The sequence below is a fragment of the Herbaspirillum sp. NPDC087042 genome (assembly GCF_044745245.1).
GTDB lineage: Bacteria > Pseudomonadota > Gammaproteobacteria > Burkholderiales > Burkholderiaceae_D > Herbaspirillum.
Map to the genome: position 1 here is coordinate 163,499 of NZ_JBIUZW010000011.1, position 17,634 is coordinate 181,132.

Annotated in this window: 12 protein-coding genes; 8 read left to right on the top strand and 4 right to left on the bottom strand. The window is 63.8% G+C overall.

Features of this window, described 5'->3' with window-relative positions:
* Nucleotides 1-73: 73 nt before the first annotated feature.
* The 4 genes from gsiB to ACIPHN_RS16355 all read right to left on the bottom strand — a co-directional run bounded on the left by gsiB (nt 74) and on the right by ACIPHN_RS16355 (nt 5,596).
* Entirely contained in the window at nt 74-1,618 is a 1,545-nt protein-coding gene (gene gsiB, locus ACIPHN_RS16340; protein ID WP_400437775.1) for a glutathione ABC transporter substrate-binding protein GsiB, read from the bottom strand.
* A gap of 136 nt (nt 1,619-1,754) precedes the next feature.
* Nucleotides 1,755-3,614: a dipeptide ABC transporter ATP-binding protein gene (locus tag ACIPHN_RS16345; RefSeq protein WP_400437776.1), complete on the bottom strand. Its 1,860-nt coding sequence runs from the start codon at nt 3,612-3,614 to the stop codon at nt 1,755-1,757.
* A 39-nt stretch (nt 3,615-3,653) separates the two neighbouring features.
* Nucleotides 3,654-4,628, bottom strand: coding sequence for an isoaspartyl peptidase/L-asparaginase family protein (locus ACIPHN_RS16350; protein WP_400437777.1), 975 nt, complete (start codon nt 4,626-4,628; stop codon nt 3,654-3,656).
* Complete coding sequence (locus ACIPHN_RS16355) at nt 4,625-5,596, bottom strand: MurR/RpiR family transcriptional regulator (RefSeq protein ID WP_400437778.1); 972 nt, start codon at nt 5,594-5,596, stop codon at nt 4,625-4,627. The genes ACIPHN_RS16350 and ACIPHN_RS16355 overlap by 4 nt, the downstream gene beginning before the upstream one ends.
* 368 nt (nt 5,597-5,964) lie before the next feature.
* On the opposite strand from ACIPHN_RS16355, the gene ACIPHN_RS16360 reads away from it, so the two are divergent.
* The 8 genes from ACIPHN_RS16360 (at nt 5,965) to ACIPHN_RS16395 (ending at nt 17,576) form a co-directional block, all read left to right on the top strand.
* On the top strand, nt 5,965-6,900 hold the full coding sequence (locus tag ACIPHN_RS16360; protein ID WP_400437779.1) for a LysR family transcriptional regulator: 936 nt from the start codon (nt 5,965-5,967) through the stop codon (nt 6,898-6,900).
* 301 nt (nt 6,901-7,201) lie between these two features.
* The gene (locus ACIPHN_RS16365; RefSeq protein WP_400437780.1) at nt 7,202-8,515 is read left to right on the top strand and encodes an MFS transporter; all 1,314 of its coding nucleotides are present in this window, start codon (nt 7,202-7,204) and stop codon (nt 8,513-8,515) included.
* 187 nt (nt 8,516-8,702) lie between these two features.
* Nucleotides 8,703-9,380: a DUF2848 domain-containing protein gene (locus tag ACIPHN_RS16370; protein WP_400437781.1), complete on the top strand. Its 678-nt coding sequence runs from the start codon at nt 8,703-8,705 to the stop codon at nt 9,378-9,380.
* Between the two features lie 130 nt (nt 9,381-9,510).
* A complete protein-coding gene (locus ACIPHN_RS16375) occupies nt 9,511-10,863 on the top strand; it encodes an amidase (RefSeq protein WP_400437782.1) in 1,353 nt (450 codons plus the stop codon).
* Nucleotides 10,864-11,121: 258 nt separating this feature from the next.
* The gene (locus ACIPHN_RS16380) at nt 11,122-13,110 is read left to right on the top strand and encodes a DNA topoisomerase IV subunit B (RefSeq protein ID WP_400437783.1); all 1,989 of its coding nucleotides are present in this window, start codon (nt 11,122-11,124) and stop codon (nt 13,108-13,110) included.
* Between the two features lies 1 nt (nt 13,111).
* Nucleotides 13,112-14,032, top strand: coding sequence for a lytic transglycosylase domain-containing protein (locus ACIPHN_RS16385; RefSeq protein WP_400437784.1), 921 nt, complete (start codon nt 13,112-13,114; stop codon nt 14,030-14,032).
* A 44-nt stretch (nt 14,033-14,076) separates the two neighbouring features.
* Entirely contained in the window at nt 14,077-15,786 is a 1,710-nt protein-coding gene (locus ACIPHN_RS16390) for an Hsp70 family protein (RefSeq protein ID WP_400437785.1), read from the top strand.
* Nucleotides 15,786-17,576, top strand: coding sequence for a J domain-containing protein (locus ACIPHN_RS16395; protein ID WP_400437786.1), 1,791 nt, complete (start codon nt 15,786-15,788; stop codon nt 17,574-17,576). Before ACIPHN_RS16390 ends, ACIPHN_RS16395 begins: the two co-directional genes overlap by 1 nt.
* Nucleotides 17,577-17,634: the final 58 nt, after the last annotated feature.

The following is a 17,634-nucleotide window of genomic DNA, read 5'->3' on the forward strand; positions in this document are numbered from 1 at the left end:
CTGCGGGAAGGAGGCCAGGCCCCCTTCCCCATTGCGTGGCTGCGGCAACACACTGCCGCATGACGCCGAGGTATTACTTGGTGAATTCGATGTTCTCGAATTCGTAGGCCTGGTCAGGCATCACGTAGACACCCTTGAGGTTCTTGGCACGGGCGTACAACAGCTTCTCGGTGACCAGGAAGGCCCACGGGGCGTCCTTCCAGATTTCTTCCTGGGCGTCCTTGTACAGCGCTTCCTTTTCCTTGCGGTCGGAGACGGTCAGGGCCTTGGCGATATCGCCATCGACCTTGTCGCTCTTGTAGTAGGCGGTGTTGAACAGACGCGGCGGGAAGGATTCGGATGCCAGCAGCGGACGCAGACCCCAGTCGGCTTCACCGGTGGAGGACGACCAGCCCACGTAGAACAGGCGGATCGGTGCGGTGGCCGGATCCTGCCAGCTTTCCACGCGTTCCACGCGCTGGCCGGCTTCCATGGCCATGATCTTGGTCTTGATGCCGACTTGCGCCAGTTGCTGCTGCAGGAACTGGATCACCTTCACGGCGGTGGTGTGGGTGTAGGCCGACCACAGTTCGGTCTCGAAGCCGTTCGGATAACCGGCTTCGGCCAGCAGTGCCTTGGCCTTCTTCACGTCATACGGCCAGGGACCGGTCTTGTAGGCGTAGTCCACGCCCTGCGGCAGCACGCCATCCATCGGCACGGCATAGCCATTGAAGGCGACCTTGGCCAGGGCCTGCTTGTTGATGGCGTAGTTGATCGCTTCACGCACCTTGGGGTTGTCGAACGGCTTTTGCTTGACGTTCATCGACATGTAGCGCTGGATGATGGAGGGGCCGGCGATCACATCCAGGTTGGGCTTGCTCTTGAGCAGATCAGCCTGCTCGTAGGGCACCGGGTAGGTGAACTGCGCCTCGCCGGTCTGCAGCATGGCCGAGCGGGAGTTGTTGTCGATCACCGGCTTCCACAGGATCTCGTCGACCTTGGGGTAGCCCTTCTTCCAGTAGCCGTCGAACTTGGCGACCTTCAGGTAGTCGGTCTGCTTCCATTCGACGAACTTGAAGGGGCCGGTACCGACCGGGTGGAAGGCGATGTCCTTGTTGCCGTACTGCTTCAGCGCAGCCGGCGAGATGATGCCGGCCGACGGGTGGGCCAGCACGTTGATGAAGGCCGAGAACGGCTCCTTCAACACGATCTTGACGGTGTAGTCGTTGAGGACTTCGGTCTTGGCGATGCGGTTGAAGAGGTTGTAGCGCTTCAACTTGTTGTCGGGGTTGATCACGCGGTCGAACGAGGCCTTCACGGCGTCAGCCTTGAAGTCGGTACCGTCGTGGAACTTCACGCCTTGCTTCAGGCGGATGGTGTATTCCAGGCCATCCTTGCTCACCAGGTAGCCTTCGGCCAGCACCGGGATCAGCTTCATGTCCTTGTCGAAGCCGAACAGGCCCTGGTAGAAGGACTTCATCACCGACAGCGACAGCGTATCGTTGGCGTCATACGGGTCCATGGTGGTGAAGGTCGAGGCGACGGCCAGCGTGGCGGTCTTGGCGGCAAAGGCGTTGGCCGCGCCGAACTGCAGGGCGGCGCCCAGGGTTCCCATGGCCAGCCATTTGGCGGCGGTCATTGCTTTGATTTTTGCGGATGCGGACATTAGTCTCTCCTGATCAGTGAGGCTGAGGTTGGTACAGCGTTATTGAGATTACTGCGCTGACTGCATTTACAACAATGGAAACTTTACGTCGGGACAGCTAGCGGCGCACTCAGAACGCGCCGGCAATACGGTGCTGGGCCACAAAGTGCCCGGGAGCAACTTCCTTCAAGGGTTCTACCTTGGGCTCATCGCCCACCAGCCGGATCGGGCTGGGAATCTCATCGGTCAACAGCTTCTTGCCATGCTGGCGCAGCGTCGGGTCGGCAATGGGGACGGCCGCCATCAGCTTGCGCGTATAGGGATGCTGCGGATTCTCGAAGATGGCGCGGCGCGGGCCGATCTCGACGATCTGGCCCAGGTACATCACCGCCACGCGGTGACTGATGCGCTCCACCACGGCCATGTCGTGCGAGATGAAGATGAAGGAGATGCCCAGCTCGGCCTGCAGGTCCAGCATCAGGTTGACGATCTGGGCCTGGATCGACACGTCCAGCGCCGACACCGATTCATCGGCGATGACGATCTTGGGATTCAGGGCCAGGGCGCGCGCGATGCAGATGCGCTGGCGCTGGCCGCCGGAGAATTCGTGCGGATAACGCTGGCCATGCTCGGGCGTGAGGCCCACGCGGGTCAGCAGCGCATCCACGCGCGCCTGCGCGCCCTCCTTCATGCCATGCACCAGCATCGGCTCCATGATGGAATAGCCCACCGTCATGCGCGGATCGAGCGAGGCGAACGGATCCTGGAAGATGAACTGGATATCGCGACGCAGCTGACGCAGCTCGCTGCGCGGCAGTTGCGCCAGGTCGCGCCCGCCGAATTCGACACGGCCACCGGCGATATCGACCAGGCGCAGCAAGGAACGGCCGGTGGTGGACTTGCCGCAACCGGACTCGCCGACAATGGCCAGGGTCTCGCCGGAATAGAGATCGAAGCTGACCTTCTCCACCGCATGCACACGCTGCTTGACGCGACCGAAGATGCCGCTCTTGACATCAAAGCGGGTGGTCAGCTCGCGCACCTTGAGGATGGGCTGGCGCTGCTGGGCGATCTCCTTCTGTGCCTGCAGGTCGGCCGTGCTGGCGGCCAGGTCGGGGCGCACCTCGGCTTGCGGGGCGATGCCAAAGCGCAGCGGGGTATCGGTGCCGCGCATGGAACCCAGGCGCGGCACGGCGGCCAGCAGGGAACGGGTATAGGGATGGGCGGGTGCCGCGAAGAGTGTCTTGACCTCGTTCTCTTCCACCTTCTCGCCACGGCACATCACCACCACGCGGTCGGCCACCTCGGCCACCACGCCCATGTCGTGAGTGATGAAGACCACGCCCATCTGCATCTCTTCCTGCAGGGAGCGGATCAGTTGCAGGATCTGCGCCTGGATGGTCACGTCCAGGGCCGTGGTCGGTTCATCGGCGATCAACAGCGACGGCTTGCAGGACAGCGCCATGGCGATCATCACACGCTGGCGCATGCCACCCGACAACTGGTGCGGATGGCGACCCAGCACGCGCTTGGCCTCAGGGATGCGCACCATCTCCAGCATGCGCAGCGCCTCGGCCTGGGCAGCCGCACGGCCCATGCCCTGGTGCAGGCGGATCGATTCGGCGATCTGCTCGCCGACGGTAAAGACCGGGTTCAGCGAGGTCATCGGCTCCTGGAAGATCATGGCGATCTCCTTGCCACGGATGCCGCGCATGGTGGCGTTATCCGCCTGGGCCAGGTCCAGGGTCTGGCCGCTACGGCGCAGGAACTGCATGCTGCCGCTGGCGATCTTGCCGCCACCGTGTTCGATCAGGCGCATGATGGCCAGCGATGACACCGACTTGCCCGAGCCGGACTCGCCGACAATGGCCAGAGTCTCGCCCTGGCCGACGTGGAAGGACAGGTCGCGCACCGCGTCCACCGTCCGTTCGGAGGTGGAGAAGCGCACGCTCAGGTGGTTCACGTCCAGTACGCGTTGGGGCTGTTGCATCTTGATTCTCTCCTGCGGGCCGCTTCAGGCCTGGTCTGCTTAGTCTGCGTAAATGGCCGTGACCGGCGCGTCGTCACCGCGACCGTAGCCGCGATACATGCCTTCGGTGTTGAAGGGCAACACCAGGTTGCCCTGGGCGTCCACGGCAATGATGCCACCGCGCCCGCCGACCTTGGGCAGGGACTCGAACACCACGGCCTGACTGGCCTGCTCCAGCGACTGGCCGGCATAGGCCATGCGCGCGCCGACGTCGTAGCAGGCCACCGCGCGCAGGAAGGATTCGCCGGTACCGGTGGCCGATACGGCTACGGTCGCGTTGTTGGCATAGCAGCCGGCGCCGATGACGGGCGAATCGCCCACGCGGCCCGGTTGCTTGTTGGTGATGCCGCCGGTGGAGGTGGCCGCTGCCAGGTTGCCGGCGCGGTCCAGGGCCACAGCGCCGACGGTGCCGAACTTGTGGTCGGGGTCGATGGGCTCGGTGGTTTCCTTTTGCGCGAAGGCGAAGGAGGCGGCGTCATGGTCCAGCATCACGCCAGCCTGGCCGCGCACGCGCAGCCATTGTTCATGACGGGCATCGGTATGGAAGTACTCCGGCGCCACCGTGGCTACGCCATTGCGCGCGGCAAAGGCTTCGGCACCGGCTCCCACCAGCAGCACGTGCTCGCTCTTTTCCATCACGGCGCGTGCGGCCAGGACCGGATTGCGCACATTGGTGACACAGGCCACCGCGCCGGAAGAGAGATCGGCGCCGTTCATCACGCAGGCATCCAGCTCATGCTTGCCCTCGCTGGTATAGACGGCACCATGGCCGGCATTGAAGAGCGGACAGTCTTCCAGCAGGCGCACCGCCTCGGTGACCGCATCCAGCGCCGAGCCGCCGGCATTGAGGATGGCCTGGCCGGCGGCCACGATGGCCCCCAGCGCCTGGAGGTAGCGGGCCTCGTCGGCGGCCGAGAGCGAATTGCGCGAGATGGTACCCGCGCCACCATGGATGGCGATTACCGGAGTCGTCATGATTTGGTCTTTCCTTTGGTCTTGGGGGCTGCCTTGGCAGGCTTGCCCACCGGGGTCGTGCCGGTACGCGGCGACTGCTGCTGCGACAGGTACAGCCAGGGCAATACGAATTCGGTCATCTGCGAGGCCGCCTGCACCGAACGCCGCGCGCGATGCGCCACGGCGTCGCACAGCGCCTGGATCAGGATCAGGGCCGCCGCATCCGAGGTCGGCGAGAGCTTGCGCTCGATCTGCGCGTAGATCGCCACATCGGCCAGCGGCACCAGCGGCGAGCCATGGGAGTCGGTGATGGCGAGGATCTGCGCGCCCTTCTCGACTGCGCGCTGGGTCAGCCAGACGGTGTCGGCGGCGTAGCGCGGGAACAGCATGGCAATCACCAGGTCGCGCTGGTCGAGCTTGAAGAACTGGCGACCGGCCTGCGAAGGACCACCGGCCATGGCCACCGAGCTGACGCTGCGCACGTAGGGTTCCAGCGCATGCGCCATCAAGCCGGACAGGTAGGCCGAGGCACCGAAGCCGATGATGAAGACGCGGTCGGCCGAGAGGATCATGTCGACCGCGCGCTCGCAGTGTTCCGGGGTGAGCAGGCGCCGCGTGGCTTCGATGTTGCGGATGTCGCTCTCGAAGGCCGCGGCCATGATCTCGGCGCTGCTGGCGGCGCGCTGCACCTCGTCGCGCAGCTTCTCCACCGGTGCCAGCGTGGTGGCGAAGTCGGCTACCAGGGCGGCGCGGAAGGAGGCATAGCCATCGAAGCCGAGGGCGTGGGAAAAGCGGTTGGCCGTGGCCACCGAGATACCGGCGGCTTCGGAGAGCTCATCGATGGTCATGGTGGCGGCACGGAAAGGATTGCCCAGCACGTAGTCGGCCGTCTTGCGGTGCGACTTGGACAATTGCGGATACAGCTTGCCCAAGGCCTGCGCGACCGCGCCCGCTCCCTGCAAGCTGATGTTCTTCGGCTGTTGTGTCACAGTCCGCCGCCCCTTTTGAATGTCTCCGATATTCGATGCAACGCAAATCGTTTATACGATTTAGATCATTTGCATCCCCGCCCTGCGACTGCTATTTTTCTGGACTGCTTTTATCATCCGGCAGGAACATCCTTCTCGCTCCACTTCCGGAAAAAATGTAAATATATTTTCATTTGTTTTCGGAGTAAAGAAAAAATACTTTCAAAAACCAAATATCGTTATAACGCACCAGAAGCAATCAGGAAAGCGCGAGAATCGAGCAAGAAACGCACCGTTATAGGTGAGTTTCTGATGCAGCGCACCAAAAATGACGGGCACTTTGGCGGGCGCATGACGATAAAATACGCCCCTTCGCCCGTGCTTTCACCATGAATATCCGCTTCCTCGAAACCTTCGTCTGGCTGGCCAGGCTGCGCAACTTCCGGCTCACGGCCGAACGCCTGCATACCACCCAGGCTGCGGTATCCAGCCGCATCGCCTCGCTCGAACAGGATTTCGGCGTGCGCCTGTTCGACCGCAGCGCGCGCGAGGTGGCCCTGACCGCCGATGGCAGCAAGGCGCTGGTCTATGCCGAGCGCATGGTCAAGCTCATGCGCGAGATGAAGGACGACATGTCCGACCGCGAGGTCTATGCCGGCGTGATCCGCATCGGCGTGATCGAATCCATCGTCCATAGCTGGTTCCCGGACTTCCTGGGGCGCCTGCACAAGACCTTCCCGCGCCTGCAGATCGAGATCGTCAGCGACACCACCATCCACCTGCACGAGCAATTCAACAAGGGTGGCGTGGACCTGGTGCTGCAGGCCGAACCGGTAATCGGGCCGCAGGTCAGCAACATCGCGCTGTGCGAATTCCCGATGCGCTGGGTCTGCAGTCCCAAGCTCGACATCGGCAGCGAGACCCTGACCCTGTCGGACCTGGCGGCTTTCCCGGTGATCAGCTTCGCCCGCAACTCGGGGCCGCATGCGGTGATCGAACGCCTCTTCTCGGGCAGCGAACGCAGCGAGCGCAACCTGCACATCAATTGCATCGCCTCGGTAGCCACCATGATCCGGCTGGCCACCGATGGCTTCGGCATCGCGGCGGTACCGCCGGCCATTATCCAGCGCGAGTTGAATGAAGAGAGCCTGCACCTGCTGCGGGTCGATACCGAGTTCCCGGCGCTGGCCCTGATCGCCTGCTTCCGCTCGGACCACGAGAATCCCCTGACCGAAACCGTGGCCCGCATCGCCCAGGAAACCGCCTCCGACTTTGCACTCAATTGGGGACAGGAAATCGCCCGGCTACCCGCGCCGTTGAGCTGAACCTGTCCGCAGGCCGCATGCGCCCTGCATGTGGCCGCCTCCACTGGCGATGCTGCGCAGCACCATCATGAAGCAGCCATCGCCCTGCTTTTGCTCATAAGATTTTTCAATCATTTCTGTTCACATTTTCTTGTTGGACAGCACCCGCCCCGCTTACCCATACTGGATTCAAGGCTGGCAACCCGGCCGATGCCCGGCACCCCGCCAGCACACCCAGAGCCGTCCCGCACATCCACGCAAGTCCACCCAGATCACGACGCCGCCGCACGACCGGCGGCGCGCAACATAGAGGAGGTAGTCCATGTCTTATTCCCCTTCCGCGGCGGCCACGCCCGCGGCCACGCCTGAGGCCACATCCGTCATGGATCTCACCTACCGCAAGATCGCCTGGCGGCTGATCCCCTTCCTGGTCTTCCTGTTCGTGTTGGCCTGGATCGACCGCGTCAACGTCGGCTTCGCCAAGCTGCAGATGCTGCAGGACCTGCAGTTCTCGGAAGCCATCTACGGCCTGGGGGCTGGCATCTTCTTCATCGGTTACTTCCTCTTCGAAGTGCCCAGCAACCTGCTGCTGGAAAAGATCGGCGCCCGCAAGACGCTGGCCCGCATCACCATCCTCTGGGGCCTGGCCTCGATGGCGATGGCCTATGTCACCACGCCGACCTCGTTCTACATCCTGCGCTTCCTGCTGGGCATCTTCGAGGCCGGCTTCTTCCCTGGCGTGGTGCTGTACCTGACCTACTGGTTCCCGGCCCAGCGCCGCGCCCGCGTCAATGGTCTGTTCATGACTTCGTTTGCCATCGCCGGTGCCGTCGGCGGCCCGATTGCCGGCTTCATCATGAGCAGCATGGAAGGCGTAGGCCACCTGACCAACTGGCAATGGCTCTTCATCATCGAGGGCATTCCTTCGCTGCTGGCCGGCTTCGCCGTGCTGGCCTGGCTGCCGGAAAAACCGGCCAATGCCAAGTGGCTGACCGAGTCCGAGAAGAGCGCCGTCACGCAAGCCCTGGCCGCCGAAAACAGCGCACCGGGCAAGCACTTCTCCTTCAAGGATGCCTGCAGCAACTATCGCGTCTGGATCTGCGCCGCCGTGTATTTCTGCGTGGTCAGCGGCAATGCCACCATCGCCTTCTGGGCGCCGTCCATCATCAAGGAAATCGGCGTCAAGGGTAACCTGCAGATCGGCCTGATCTCGGCCATCCCCTTCGTGGCCGGCACCCTGGCCATGATCTGGAACGGCTTCCACTCCGACAAGACCGGCGAGCGCCGCCTGCATAGCGCCATCGCCACGCTCATCGCCTGTATCGGCCTGGTCGCCACCGGCATGAGCCTGGGCAATGCGACGCTGGCGCTGTGCTCGCTGACGCTGGCCGCCGTGGGCATCCTGGCCGCCTTCCCGGTGTTCTGGTCCATCCCCGCCGCCTTCCTGGCCGGCACCGCTGCAGCCGGTGGCATCGCGCTCATCAACTCCATCGGCAACCTGGCCGGCTTCGTGGCGCCCTACATGATCGGCGCATTGAAGACCAGCACCGGATCGCTGTCCTCGGGCCTGTACTTCGTGGCCGCGCTGGAATTCCTGGCCAGTTTCCTGGTGGTTCTTTTCGTCAGGAAGCATTGACCCCTCATCCGAAACCGGATCCTCCCGTTCGGACTGCGTAGATCCGAAGGATCGTATCGAAGGCGCAGCAGTATGCGCGCAAGGAGCGGAGCACCTTCGATACGCTGCTGCGCAGCTACTCAGTCCGAACGGAAAATGAAATGCGCAAGGCACGCGCTTGTTGATTCACCCTGTTGGATAGAAACTCATGAAGCTCACCTTTACCCTCCCCGACCACACCACCGTCGACGCCGACCTCACCCGCCTGGTCATCGCCGGCTGGGCCGGCCGCGACCTGGCCGCCATCGAACACCACATCGAAGAACTGGAAGCCCTGGGCATCTCCCGCCCCAGCGCAGTGCCGCTGTTCTACCGCGTCTCGGCCAACCAGCTGTCCCAGTCCACGCAGGTGCAGGTGCTGGGCGAGGCCTCTTCCGGCGAAGTGGAAACCTTTGTCTTCAATGCCGGCGGCGAGCTGTATGTCTCCATCGCCTCGGACCACACCGACCGCAAGCTGGAGGCGCACAGCGTGGCCTTCTCCAAGCAGGCCTGCGTCAAGCCCGTGGGCACCACAGCCTGGAAGCTGGCCGACGTGGCCGAGTACTGGGATGAACTGGTGATCCGCTCCTGGATCGAGGAAGACGGCGCCACCAAGCTCTACCAGGAAGGCACGCTGGCCTCGCTGCGCACGCCCGCCGATCTGATCGCCCGCTTCACCGAAGGCAGTACCCTGCTGCCCGAGGGTTGCGGCATGACCTGCGGCACGGTCGGCGCCATCGGCGGCATCCGCCCGGCGGCGGCCTTCACGATGGAGCTCTACGATCCACGCCGCCAGCGCGCGCTGCGGCACAGCTACGTGGCCGAATCGCTGGCCGAAGTGGCCTGATTCACCTTCCCTGCGGCCAGCCTTGCTGGCCGTTTTTGTCGGATGCGCCTGGCAATGCCATACTTGCCGTTTTGCGATCCCAAGCTTGCCTCTGGCGCACCTGCGCCACACCACACCGATACCCACCATCATGCCGAGCACACTGACCCAACTGGCCGCCGACCTCGACGCCGGCCGCACCACTTCCCTGCAACTGACCGAACAGGCCCTGGCCCGCATCGCCGATCCGGCCGGCGAAGGCGCGCGCGTCTTCACCAGCGTCTATGCTGAGCAGGCGCGCGCCGCCGCCCGCGCCTCCGACACCCTGCGCGCAGCCGGCCTGCGCCGCTCGCCCATCGAGGGCCTGCCGGTCTCGGTCAAGGACCTCTTCGACGTGGCCGGTGAAACCACCCTGGCCGGCTCGGTCGTACTGCGCGGCAAACCCGTCGCCCAGGCCAGCGCCGTGGTGGTGCAAAACCTGGTCAAGGCCGGTGCCATCGTCATCGGCAAGACCAACATGACCGAATTCGCCTACTCGGGCCTGGGCATCAATCCGCACTACGGCACCCCGCAAAATGCCTGGGAGCGCGGCGTGGCAGGTGGTCGCATCCCCGGCGGCTCGTCCTCGGGCGCGGCCATCTCGGTGAGCGACGGCATGGCCTTTGCCGCCGTCGGCTCCGACACCGGTGGCTCGGTGCGCATCCCCTCGGCCTTCAACGGCCTGACCGGCTTCAAGCCGACGGCCGCGCGCGTGTCCATGCAGGGCGTGCTGCCGCTGTCGGTCTATCTCGACTCCATCGGTCCGCTGGCAGCCTCCGTCGAATGCTGCGCCATCATGGATGCGGTGCTGGCCGGCATCGACTATGTTGCCCCGCACGCCCATCCGCTGCGCGGCCTGCGCCTGCTGGCCCCCACCAACGTGGTGCTGGACGGCATGGACGACCACGTCGCCAGCGCCTATCGCGCCACGCTGGCGAAGCTGTCCGCGGCCGGCGCGGTGATCGTGGAAGAGGAAGTGCCGGCCTTCAATGAACTGGCCGCCATCAATGCCAAGGGCGGCTTCACTGCCGCCGAGGCCTATGCCTGGCATCGCGGCCTGATCGCCGAGAACCACGACGGCTACGACCAGCGCGTGGTCTCGCGCATCCTGCGCGGCAAGGACATGGGCGCGGCCGACCTGCTGGACGTGCTGCATGCGCGCACACGCTGGATCGCCAGGGTCGAGGCGCAACTGGCCGGCTTCGACGCCATGGTCATGCCCACGGTCCCGGTGATCGCGCCGCGCATCGCCGACCTGCAGGCCAGCGACGAAGCCTACTACGGCGCCAACGGCAAGATCCTGCGCAACCCCACGCTGATCAACTTCCTGGATGGTTGCGCGGTCTCGCTGCCCTGCCACGCCGCCGGCAGCGCACCGGTGGGCCTGTCGCTGGCAGCCGCCGGTGGCCAGGACCAGCGCCTGCTGTCCATCGCCCTGGCAGTGGAGGGCCTGCTGGCCGCCTGATCACGCCACCGTTGGCAGTCCGACAAGGATTGAGAGGCTTGCGCATGCGCAAGCCTTTTTTTATGAGCAAATTGATGACAATTACCTGACGTTGACGCCGGGAACTACCCAGTAGGGAACATTTCACCTCTGCGGGCGCCGAACTATCGGAATTTTCATTAGAATGCGCTTTTGCAGCGCAAGATGGCCCGTCCCCGGGCCGCTACGCTGGGCAACCAGACAACAACCCTCCGGCATCAGCCAAGACCACTCATCTGCATGGCAACCAAGAAAACCTCCCCGTCCGACTACAGTGAATCATCGATCCGCGTCCTCAAGGGACTGGAGCCGGTCAAGCAGCGTCCGGGCATGTACACCCGCACCGAGAATCCGCTGCACATCCTCCAGGAAGTGATCGACAACGCCTCCGACGAAGCGCTGGGCGGCTACGGCAAGAGCATCATCGTCACCTTGAACGCCGACGGCAGCGTCAGCGTGGAAGATGACGGCCGCGGCATCCCGGTTGGCCTGCACCCGGAAGAAAAGGTCCCCACCGTCGAGATCGTCTTCACCCGCCTGCACGCCGGCGGCAAGTTCGACAAGGGCTCCGGCGGCGCCTATGCCTTCTCGGGCGGCCTGCACGGCGTGGGTGTGTCGGTCACCAATGCGCTGGCGACACGCCTGGAAATCACGGTCTGGCGCGAAGGTGGCGTGCATACGCTGGCCTTCTCGGGCGGCGACGTCATCGAGAAGCTGGCCTCGCGCCCCGCTACCCGCGACGACAAGAAGTCCGGCACCCGCGTCACTGTCTGGCCTGACCCCAAGTATTTCGACTCGGCCACCATCCCCCTGGGCGAGCTGCAGCGTCTGCTGCGCTCCAAGGCAGTGCTGCTGCCGGGTGTGAAGGTCACCTTCACCAATGCCAGGAGCGGCGACAGCCAGAGCTGGCAATACGACCAGGGCCTGCGCGGCTACCTGATGGAGCAACTGGCCCAGAGCGGCAGCGGCGAGACCCTGATCCCGCTGTTCGAGGGCGAGCAGTTCGCCGGCAAGGATGCCGAAGGCTTCGCCGAGGGCGAAGGCGCCTCCTGGGTGGTGGCCTGGACCGAGGAAGGCGCGGTGGTGCGCGAGTCCTACGTCAACCTGATCCCCACCTCCAATGGCGGCACCCACGAATCGGGCCTGCGCGAAGGCCTGTTCTCGGCCGTGAAGAGCTTTGCCGAGATGCATTCGCTCTTGCCCAAGGGCGTCAAGCTGCTGGCCGAGGACGTCTTTGCACGCGTCTCCTTCGTGCTCTCGGCCAAGGTACTGGATCCGCAATTCCAGGGCCAGATCAAGGAACGCCTCAATTCGCGCGATGCCGTGCGCCTGGTGGCCGGCTACTCGCGCCCGGCGCTGGAGCTGTGGCTGAACCAGCACGTCGAGTACGGCAAGAAGCTGGCCGAACTGGTCATCAAGCAGGCCCAGAGCCGCCTGCGTTCGGCGCAGAAGGTCGAGAAGAAGAAATCCTCGGGCGTGGCCGTGCTGCCGGGCAAGCTGACCGATTGCGAATCCTCGGACGTGTCGCGCAATGAACTCTTCCTGGTGGAGGGCGACTCCGCCGGCGGCTCGGCCAAGATGGGCCGCGACAAGGAATTCCAGGCCATCCTGCCGCTGCGCGGCAAGGTCTTGAACGCCTGGGAAACCGAGCGCGACCGCCTCTTCGCCAACAATGAAATCCACGACATCGCGGTGGCCATCGGCGTCGATCCGCATGGCATGAACGACACCCCGGACCTGTCCGGCCTGCGCTACGGCAAGATCTGCATCCTCTCGGATGCGGACGTGGACGGCTCGCACATCCAGGTGCTGCTCTTGACGCTGTTCTTCCGTCACTTCCCCAAGCTGATCGAGAACGGCAACATCTGCGTGGCGCGTCCGCCGCTCTATCGCGTCGATGCCCCCGCCCGTGGCAAGAAGCCGGTGCAGAAGCTCTACGCCCTGGACGATGGCGAACTCGAAGCCATCGAAGACAAGCTGCGCAAGGATGGCCTGAAGGAAGGTGCCTGGAGCATCTCCCGCTTCAAAGGCCTGGGCGAGATGAACGCCGAGCAGCTGTGGGAAACCACCATGAACCCCGACACCCGTCGCCTCCTGCCTATCGGCTTTGGCGAACCCGGCGTGCAGACCTCGGAAGAGCGCTTCAACATGTTGATGGGCAAGGGCGAAGCCGCCTCCCGCCGCGCATGGATCGAAGAGCACGGCAACGAGGCCGAGGCGGATATCTGAGATGACCAGGCCGGTGCCACGCCGCCTCCTGCGCACGCTGCACGGCGCCCTGCTGGGCGCGGGTGTGCTGCTGGGCGCAGGCATGCTGCCGGCACAGGCCCAGCAGGCCCAGATCCAGGTCCAGGCCAGGCCCGACAATGCGGTGCGCTACACCGACGCCAATGGCCTGTCGCATACGCATGTCGAAGCCGCCGGTGGTGCCGCCGCTGCCGCAGGCACCCTCATCTACCGCTATACCGATGCCGAAGGCGCAGTCCACGTCTACGCCGAAAAGCTGGACAACCCGGAGCGTCTCATGGCCAGCAGCGCCGACGCGCTGAACCACCATGGCAGCCGGGATGCCTCCGACACCCGCGCCGACCCGCCCTTCGTACGCACCATGCTGGCCCATCCGGATGCCGGCAAGTACGACGACCTGCTCAGGCAGGCGGCTGGCGAATTCGGCCTGGATGCCGCGCTGCTCAAGGCGGTGATGACGGCCGAGTCGGGCTTCAATGCGCGCGCGGTATCGTCCAAGGGCGCCATCGGCCTCATGCAGATCCTGCCTGAGACCGCCGAGCGCTATGGTCTGCAGGGCGACCGCCGCAAGAGCCTGAAACAGAAACTGAACGACCCCAGGCTCAACATCCGCCTGGCCGCGCGCTACCTGCGCGACCTGATGGCGATGTTCCCGCAGCGCGTGGAACTGGCCATTGCCTCCTACAACGCCGGTGAAGGCGCGGTGCAGAAATACGGCAACAAGATTCCGCCCTATCCGGAGACTCAAGGGTATGTGCGGCTGGTGTCGCGTTTCTATCAACTGTATCGCCCGGGCCCAGCGGTGTCGATGGTGCAGGCCAGCCGCGACGATGTTGCGGGCGGGCCGCGCCTGAAGGTGACCCTCCCGCCTCACGCGCCCAGCACCCGCCAGGAAGACCAGTAGGACCAACAAAACCAAGAAATCAACCATATCGGGGAACGGTAGTAATGATCATCGCAATCGATTTAGGCACCACCAATAGCCTGGTCGCTGTATGGCGCAATGGACAGGCAGAAATCATTCCCAATGGCTTGGGAGAACACCTCACGCCGTCCTGCGTCGGACTGGATGATGACGGCAGCCTGCTGGTCGGCAAGGCGGCGCAGGAGCGGCTGCAGACCCACCCCGAGCTGAGCACGTCGCTCTTCAAGCGCTACATGGGTAGCGACAAGCGCATCACGCTGGGCAACAAGGTATTCCGTCCAGAAGAGCTGTCCTCGATCGTGCTGCGCGCCCTCAAGGCCGATGCCGAAGCCTATCTTGGCGAGCCGGTCAACGAAGCCGTCATCACCGTGCCGGCCTACTTCAGCGATGCCCAGCGCAAAGCCACGCGTCACGCTGGCCAGCTGGCTGGCATGAAGGTCGATTCGCTGCTCAACGAGCCCACCGCTGCGGCACTGGCCTTTGGCATGCACCAACAGCAGGCCGAGAGCAAGTTCCTCGTCTTCGACCTGGGCGGCGGCACCTTTGACGTCTCCATCCTCGAGCTCTTCGATGGCGTGATGGAAGTGCGGGCCACGGCCGGCGACAACTTCCTCGGCGGCGAAGATTTCCTTCAGGCGATGACCGTCGATTTTCTCAAACGCAGCGGCCTGGAAGAATGCCTGGGCGGCACGCCACTGGATGCGCGCCAGGCCCGCAAGCTGCGCGAAGAGATGGAGCGCGGAAAACGCGCGCTGTCGGAGCAAGCTGGCACCACGCTGCGTGTGCATTACGGAGATCAGGAATATCGCTGCGAGCTGGACGAAGATATGCTGGCCCGCCTGGCCGAGCCTTTGCTGGAACGGCTGCGCCAGCCAGTGGAGCGCGCCATGCGCGATGCCCGCATCCGCACCAATGAACTGGACAAGGTCGTTCTGGCAGGAGGCGCCACCCGCATGCCACTGGTACGCAAACTGGTCTCGCGTATGTTTGGCCGCTTCCCGGATATCTCCGTCAATCCGGATGAGGTGGTGGTGCTTGGCGCGGCCGTGCAGGCCGGCCTGAAGATGCGTGACGAAGCGCTGCAGGAAATCGTGCTCACCGACGTCGCTCCGTACTCGCTGGGCATCGCGATCTCGCATCAGGTCGGCCCGACCCAGTACACCCATGGGCATTATCTGCCCATCATCGAACGCAATACGGTGATTCCAGCCTCGCGCTCCAACAGCATTGCCACCATCAAGGACAACCAGGAACAGGTCGTGGTGCCGATCTACCAGGGGGAATCGAGGATGGTCAGCGACAACATCCTGCTGGGCGAACTGAGCGTCCCCATTCCCAAGCGCAAGGCTGGCGAAGTGTCGCTGGATATCCGCTTTACCTACGATGTGAACGGCATCCTGGAAGTGGAAGCCAAGGTGCTGGGCACCGATGACGTGCGCAAGCTCGTCATCCTGGAATCGCCCGGCGTCATGACGCAAGAGCAGATCCAGCAGCGACTGGCCGAACTGGCCGAGCTGAAGATCCACCCGCGCGACCAGATGCAGACGCGCACCCTGCTGGCGCGCGCTGACCGACTCTACGAGCAGTCGCTAGGAGATCATCGGCACTTCCTGTCACAAGTGATCGCACGCTACCAGGCCGTGCTCGAAACACAGGATGGCCATCTAATCCGCAAGGAACACGTCCAAGTGAGCCAGATGCTGGACCAGATTGAGCGGGAGCGTCAGCTGTGATGGACGCTGAATGGAACAAGTGGGCGTGGGACCTGCTGCAGATCGCTCCGACGCAAGACGCGCGCGCCATCAAGCGTGCTTATGCTGCCTGCCTGAAGACCACCCGGCCCGATGAAAATGCCGACGCCTTCCAGAAACTGCGCCAGGCCTACGATCTTGCCCTGGCGCTGGCCCAGGCCGCCCTGGAGGATGATGTCGCAGAACAGGCGCCCTCAGCGTCTGCCACCGAGCCATCGGCAGAAGCGGCGCCTGCAAGCGCATCCACGATGCCATCGCCCGGCATCGACATCGTTGCCCCCGCCGCCGTCAACCCGGCGCTGGCGCCCGCAGCCGCCCAGACAGTGGTGTTCGAGTTCGAGGCCAGCAACACACCGGCGCAGAGCTGGGAAGAATTCCTGCGCGGCTATCACAATGCCCCCAACACCAGTCTGCACTACAGCCTCGCCAACGAAATCACCAAGCATACCCGCGGCCGCGACTTCGACAATCTGGATTTTGCCAACGCCTTCGAAGTCGAAGCAGCGCGATATTGCGCGCGCCCCGATGCCGATCCTGTGCTGATCGAAGGCTTGAACGCCTTCTACCGCTGGGAAGCAGACCAGTCCATGCTCAATGCCGCGCAACCCGGACTGGCCTGGCAAATCATGTCCGAACTACGCGCCTTGCGCATGCATCACCACTTGGTGAACCGCAAGACCGACGCCTCGCGCGCGCTGCTTGCCAGCGCCCCGCCACGGTGGAGTCGCAAGCTCTACAACCGCAGCGTCACCGACGAGATACAGCAACTGATCCAGCACATGCGCTGGAACTGTCCCGAAACACTGCAACGCAAGCTCAACCCGGAGGTCGTGAGCTGGTGGGAAGAAAAGCTGGCCCGCAAGCGTCTGCAAGGACACAACCTGCTTGCCTCGTTGGTCCTTGGCGTATCTTTTTCGACGATGTTGTTCACCTCGTTTCACTACAGCGACGTCGACCACCAGATCAAGGAGGCGCTAGGCCGCAACACCTACTATGTCAGCGTTTGGCTGCTGGGCCAGTTGCTGCTTCTGGCAGCGACCTGCGTGCTGGTCTTTGGCTCCTCCACCCTGAGCGACCGGCTGCATGCGCTACTGCAATCTCGCGCAGGGCAACTGGCCTGGATCGCACCGGCGGCGCTGCTGAGCCTGCCGTTCATGATGCTTCCCCCGCACGCCAGCACCTGGTTGCTGCTGCCGCTCTGCCTGGGCATCTCGGCCATCGCCTTGTATGTGATGGTAGTGAGTACATTGCGGCTCGGCGGCGCCGGCACGGGGGCGAGCACGGGCATCGGCATCCTCAGGCTGCTGGGGATTTTCATTGGCATGTTACTGGTGCATAGCCGCGACAACGATGTCTTTGGACCGATGTTCCTGCCCTGGGCCTACATGCTGGCGCTGGGGGGCGAGCATTACTATCAATTGCTGGATGCGGGTTTCAAACATCTGACCAAACTGCGGGCAGCCTGGCTGGTCTCGAGTGTACTGACGGTGATCGGTGTGCTCAACTATGGCTATGATGCGCCGACGAGCCTGATTGTGATCAGTTGGGCGCTGGCAGTCACAGGAATGCTGATCTCCAGTATCTATGCAAACTCGACCACGCTGCCCTACTTGTGTGTGTTCATCTATTTCACGGCAAGCAAGTTCGCTGCTGTGTTCGCGAAAACCGAAGTCGGCGAGATGCTAGTTCCGACGACAATGCTGCTCACCGCAATGGTCTTCACCTTAGCCAACTTACTGACCCGAACCGTATCCAGACGCCCTTTTTCCTGAACGTTGGCATCGCCGGCGATCTCGCCTGGTGCTGCCAACGCAAGGCAAGACCCTAACC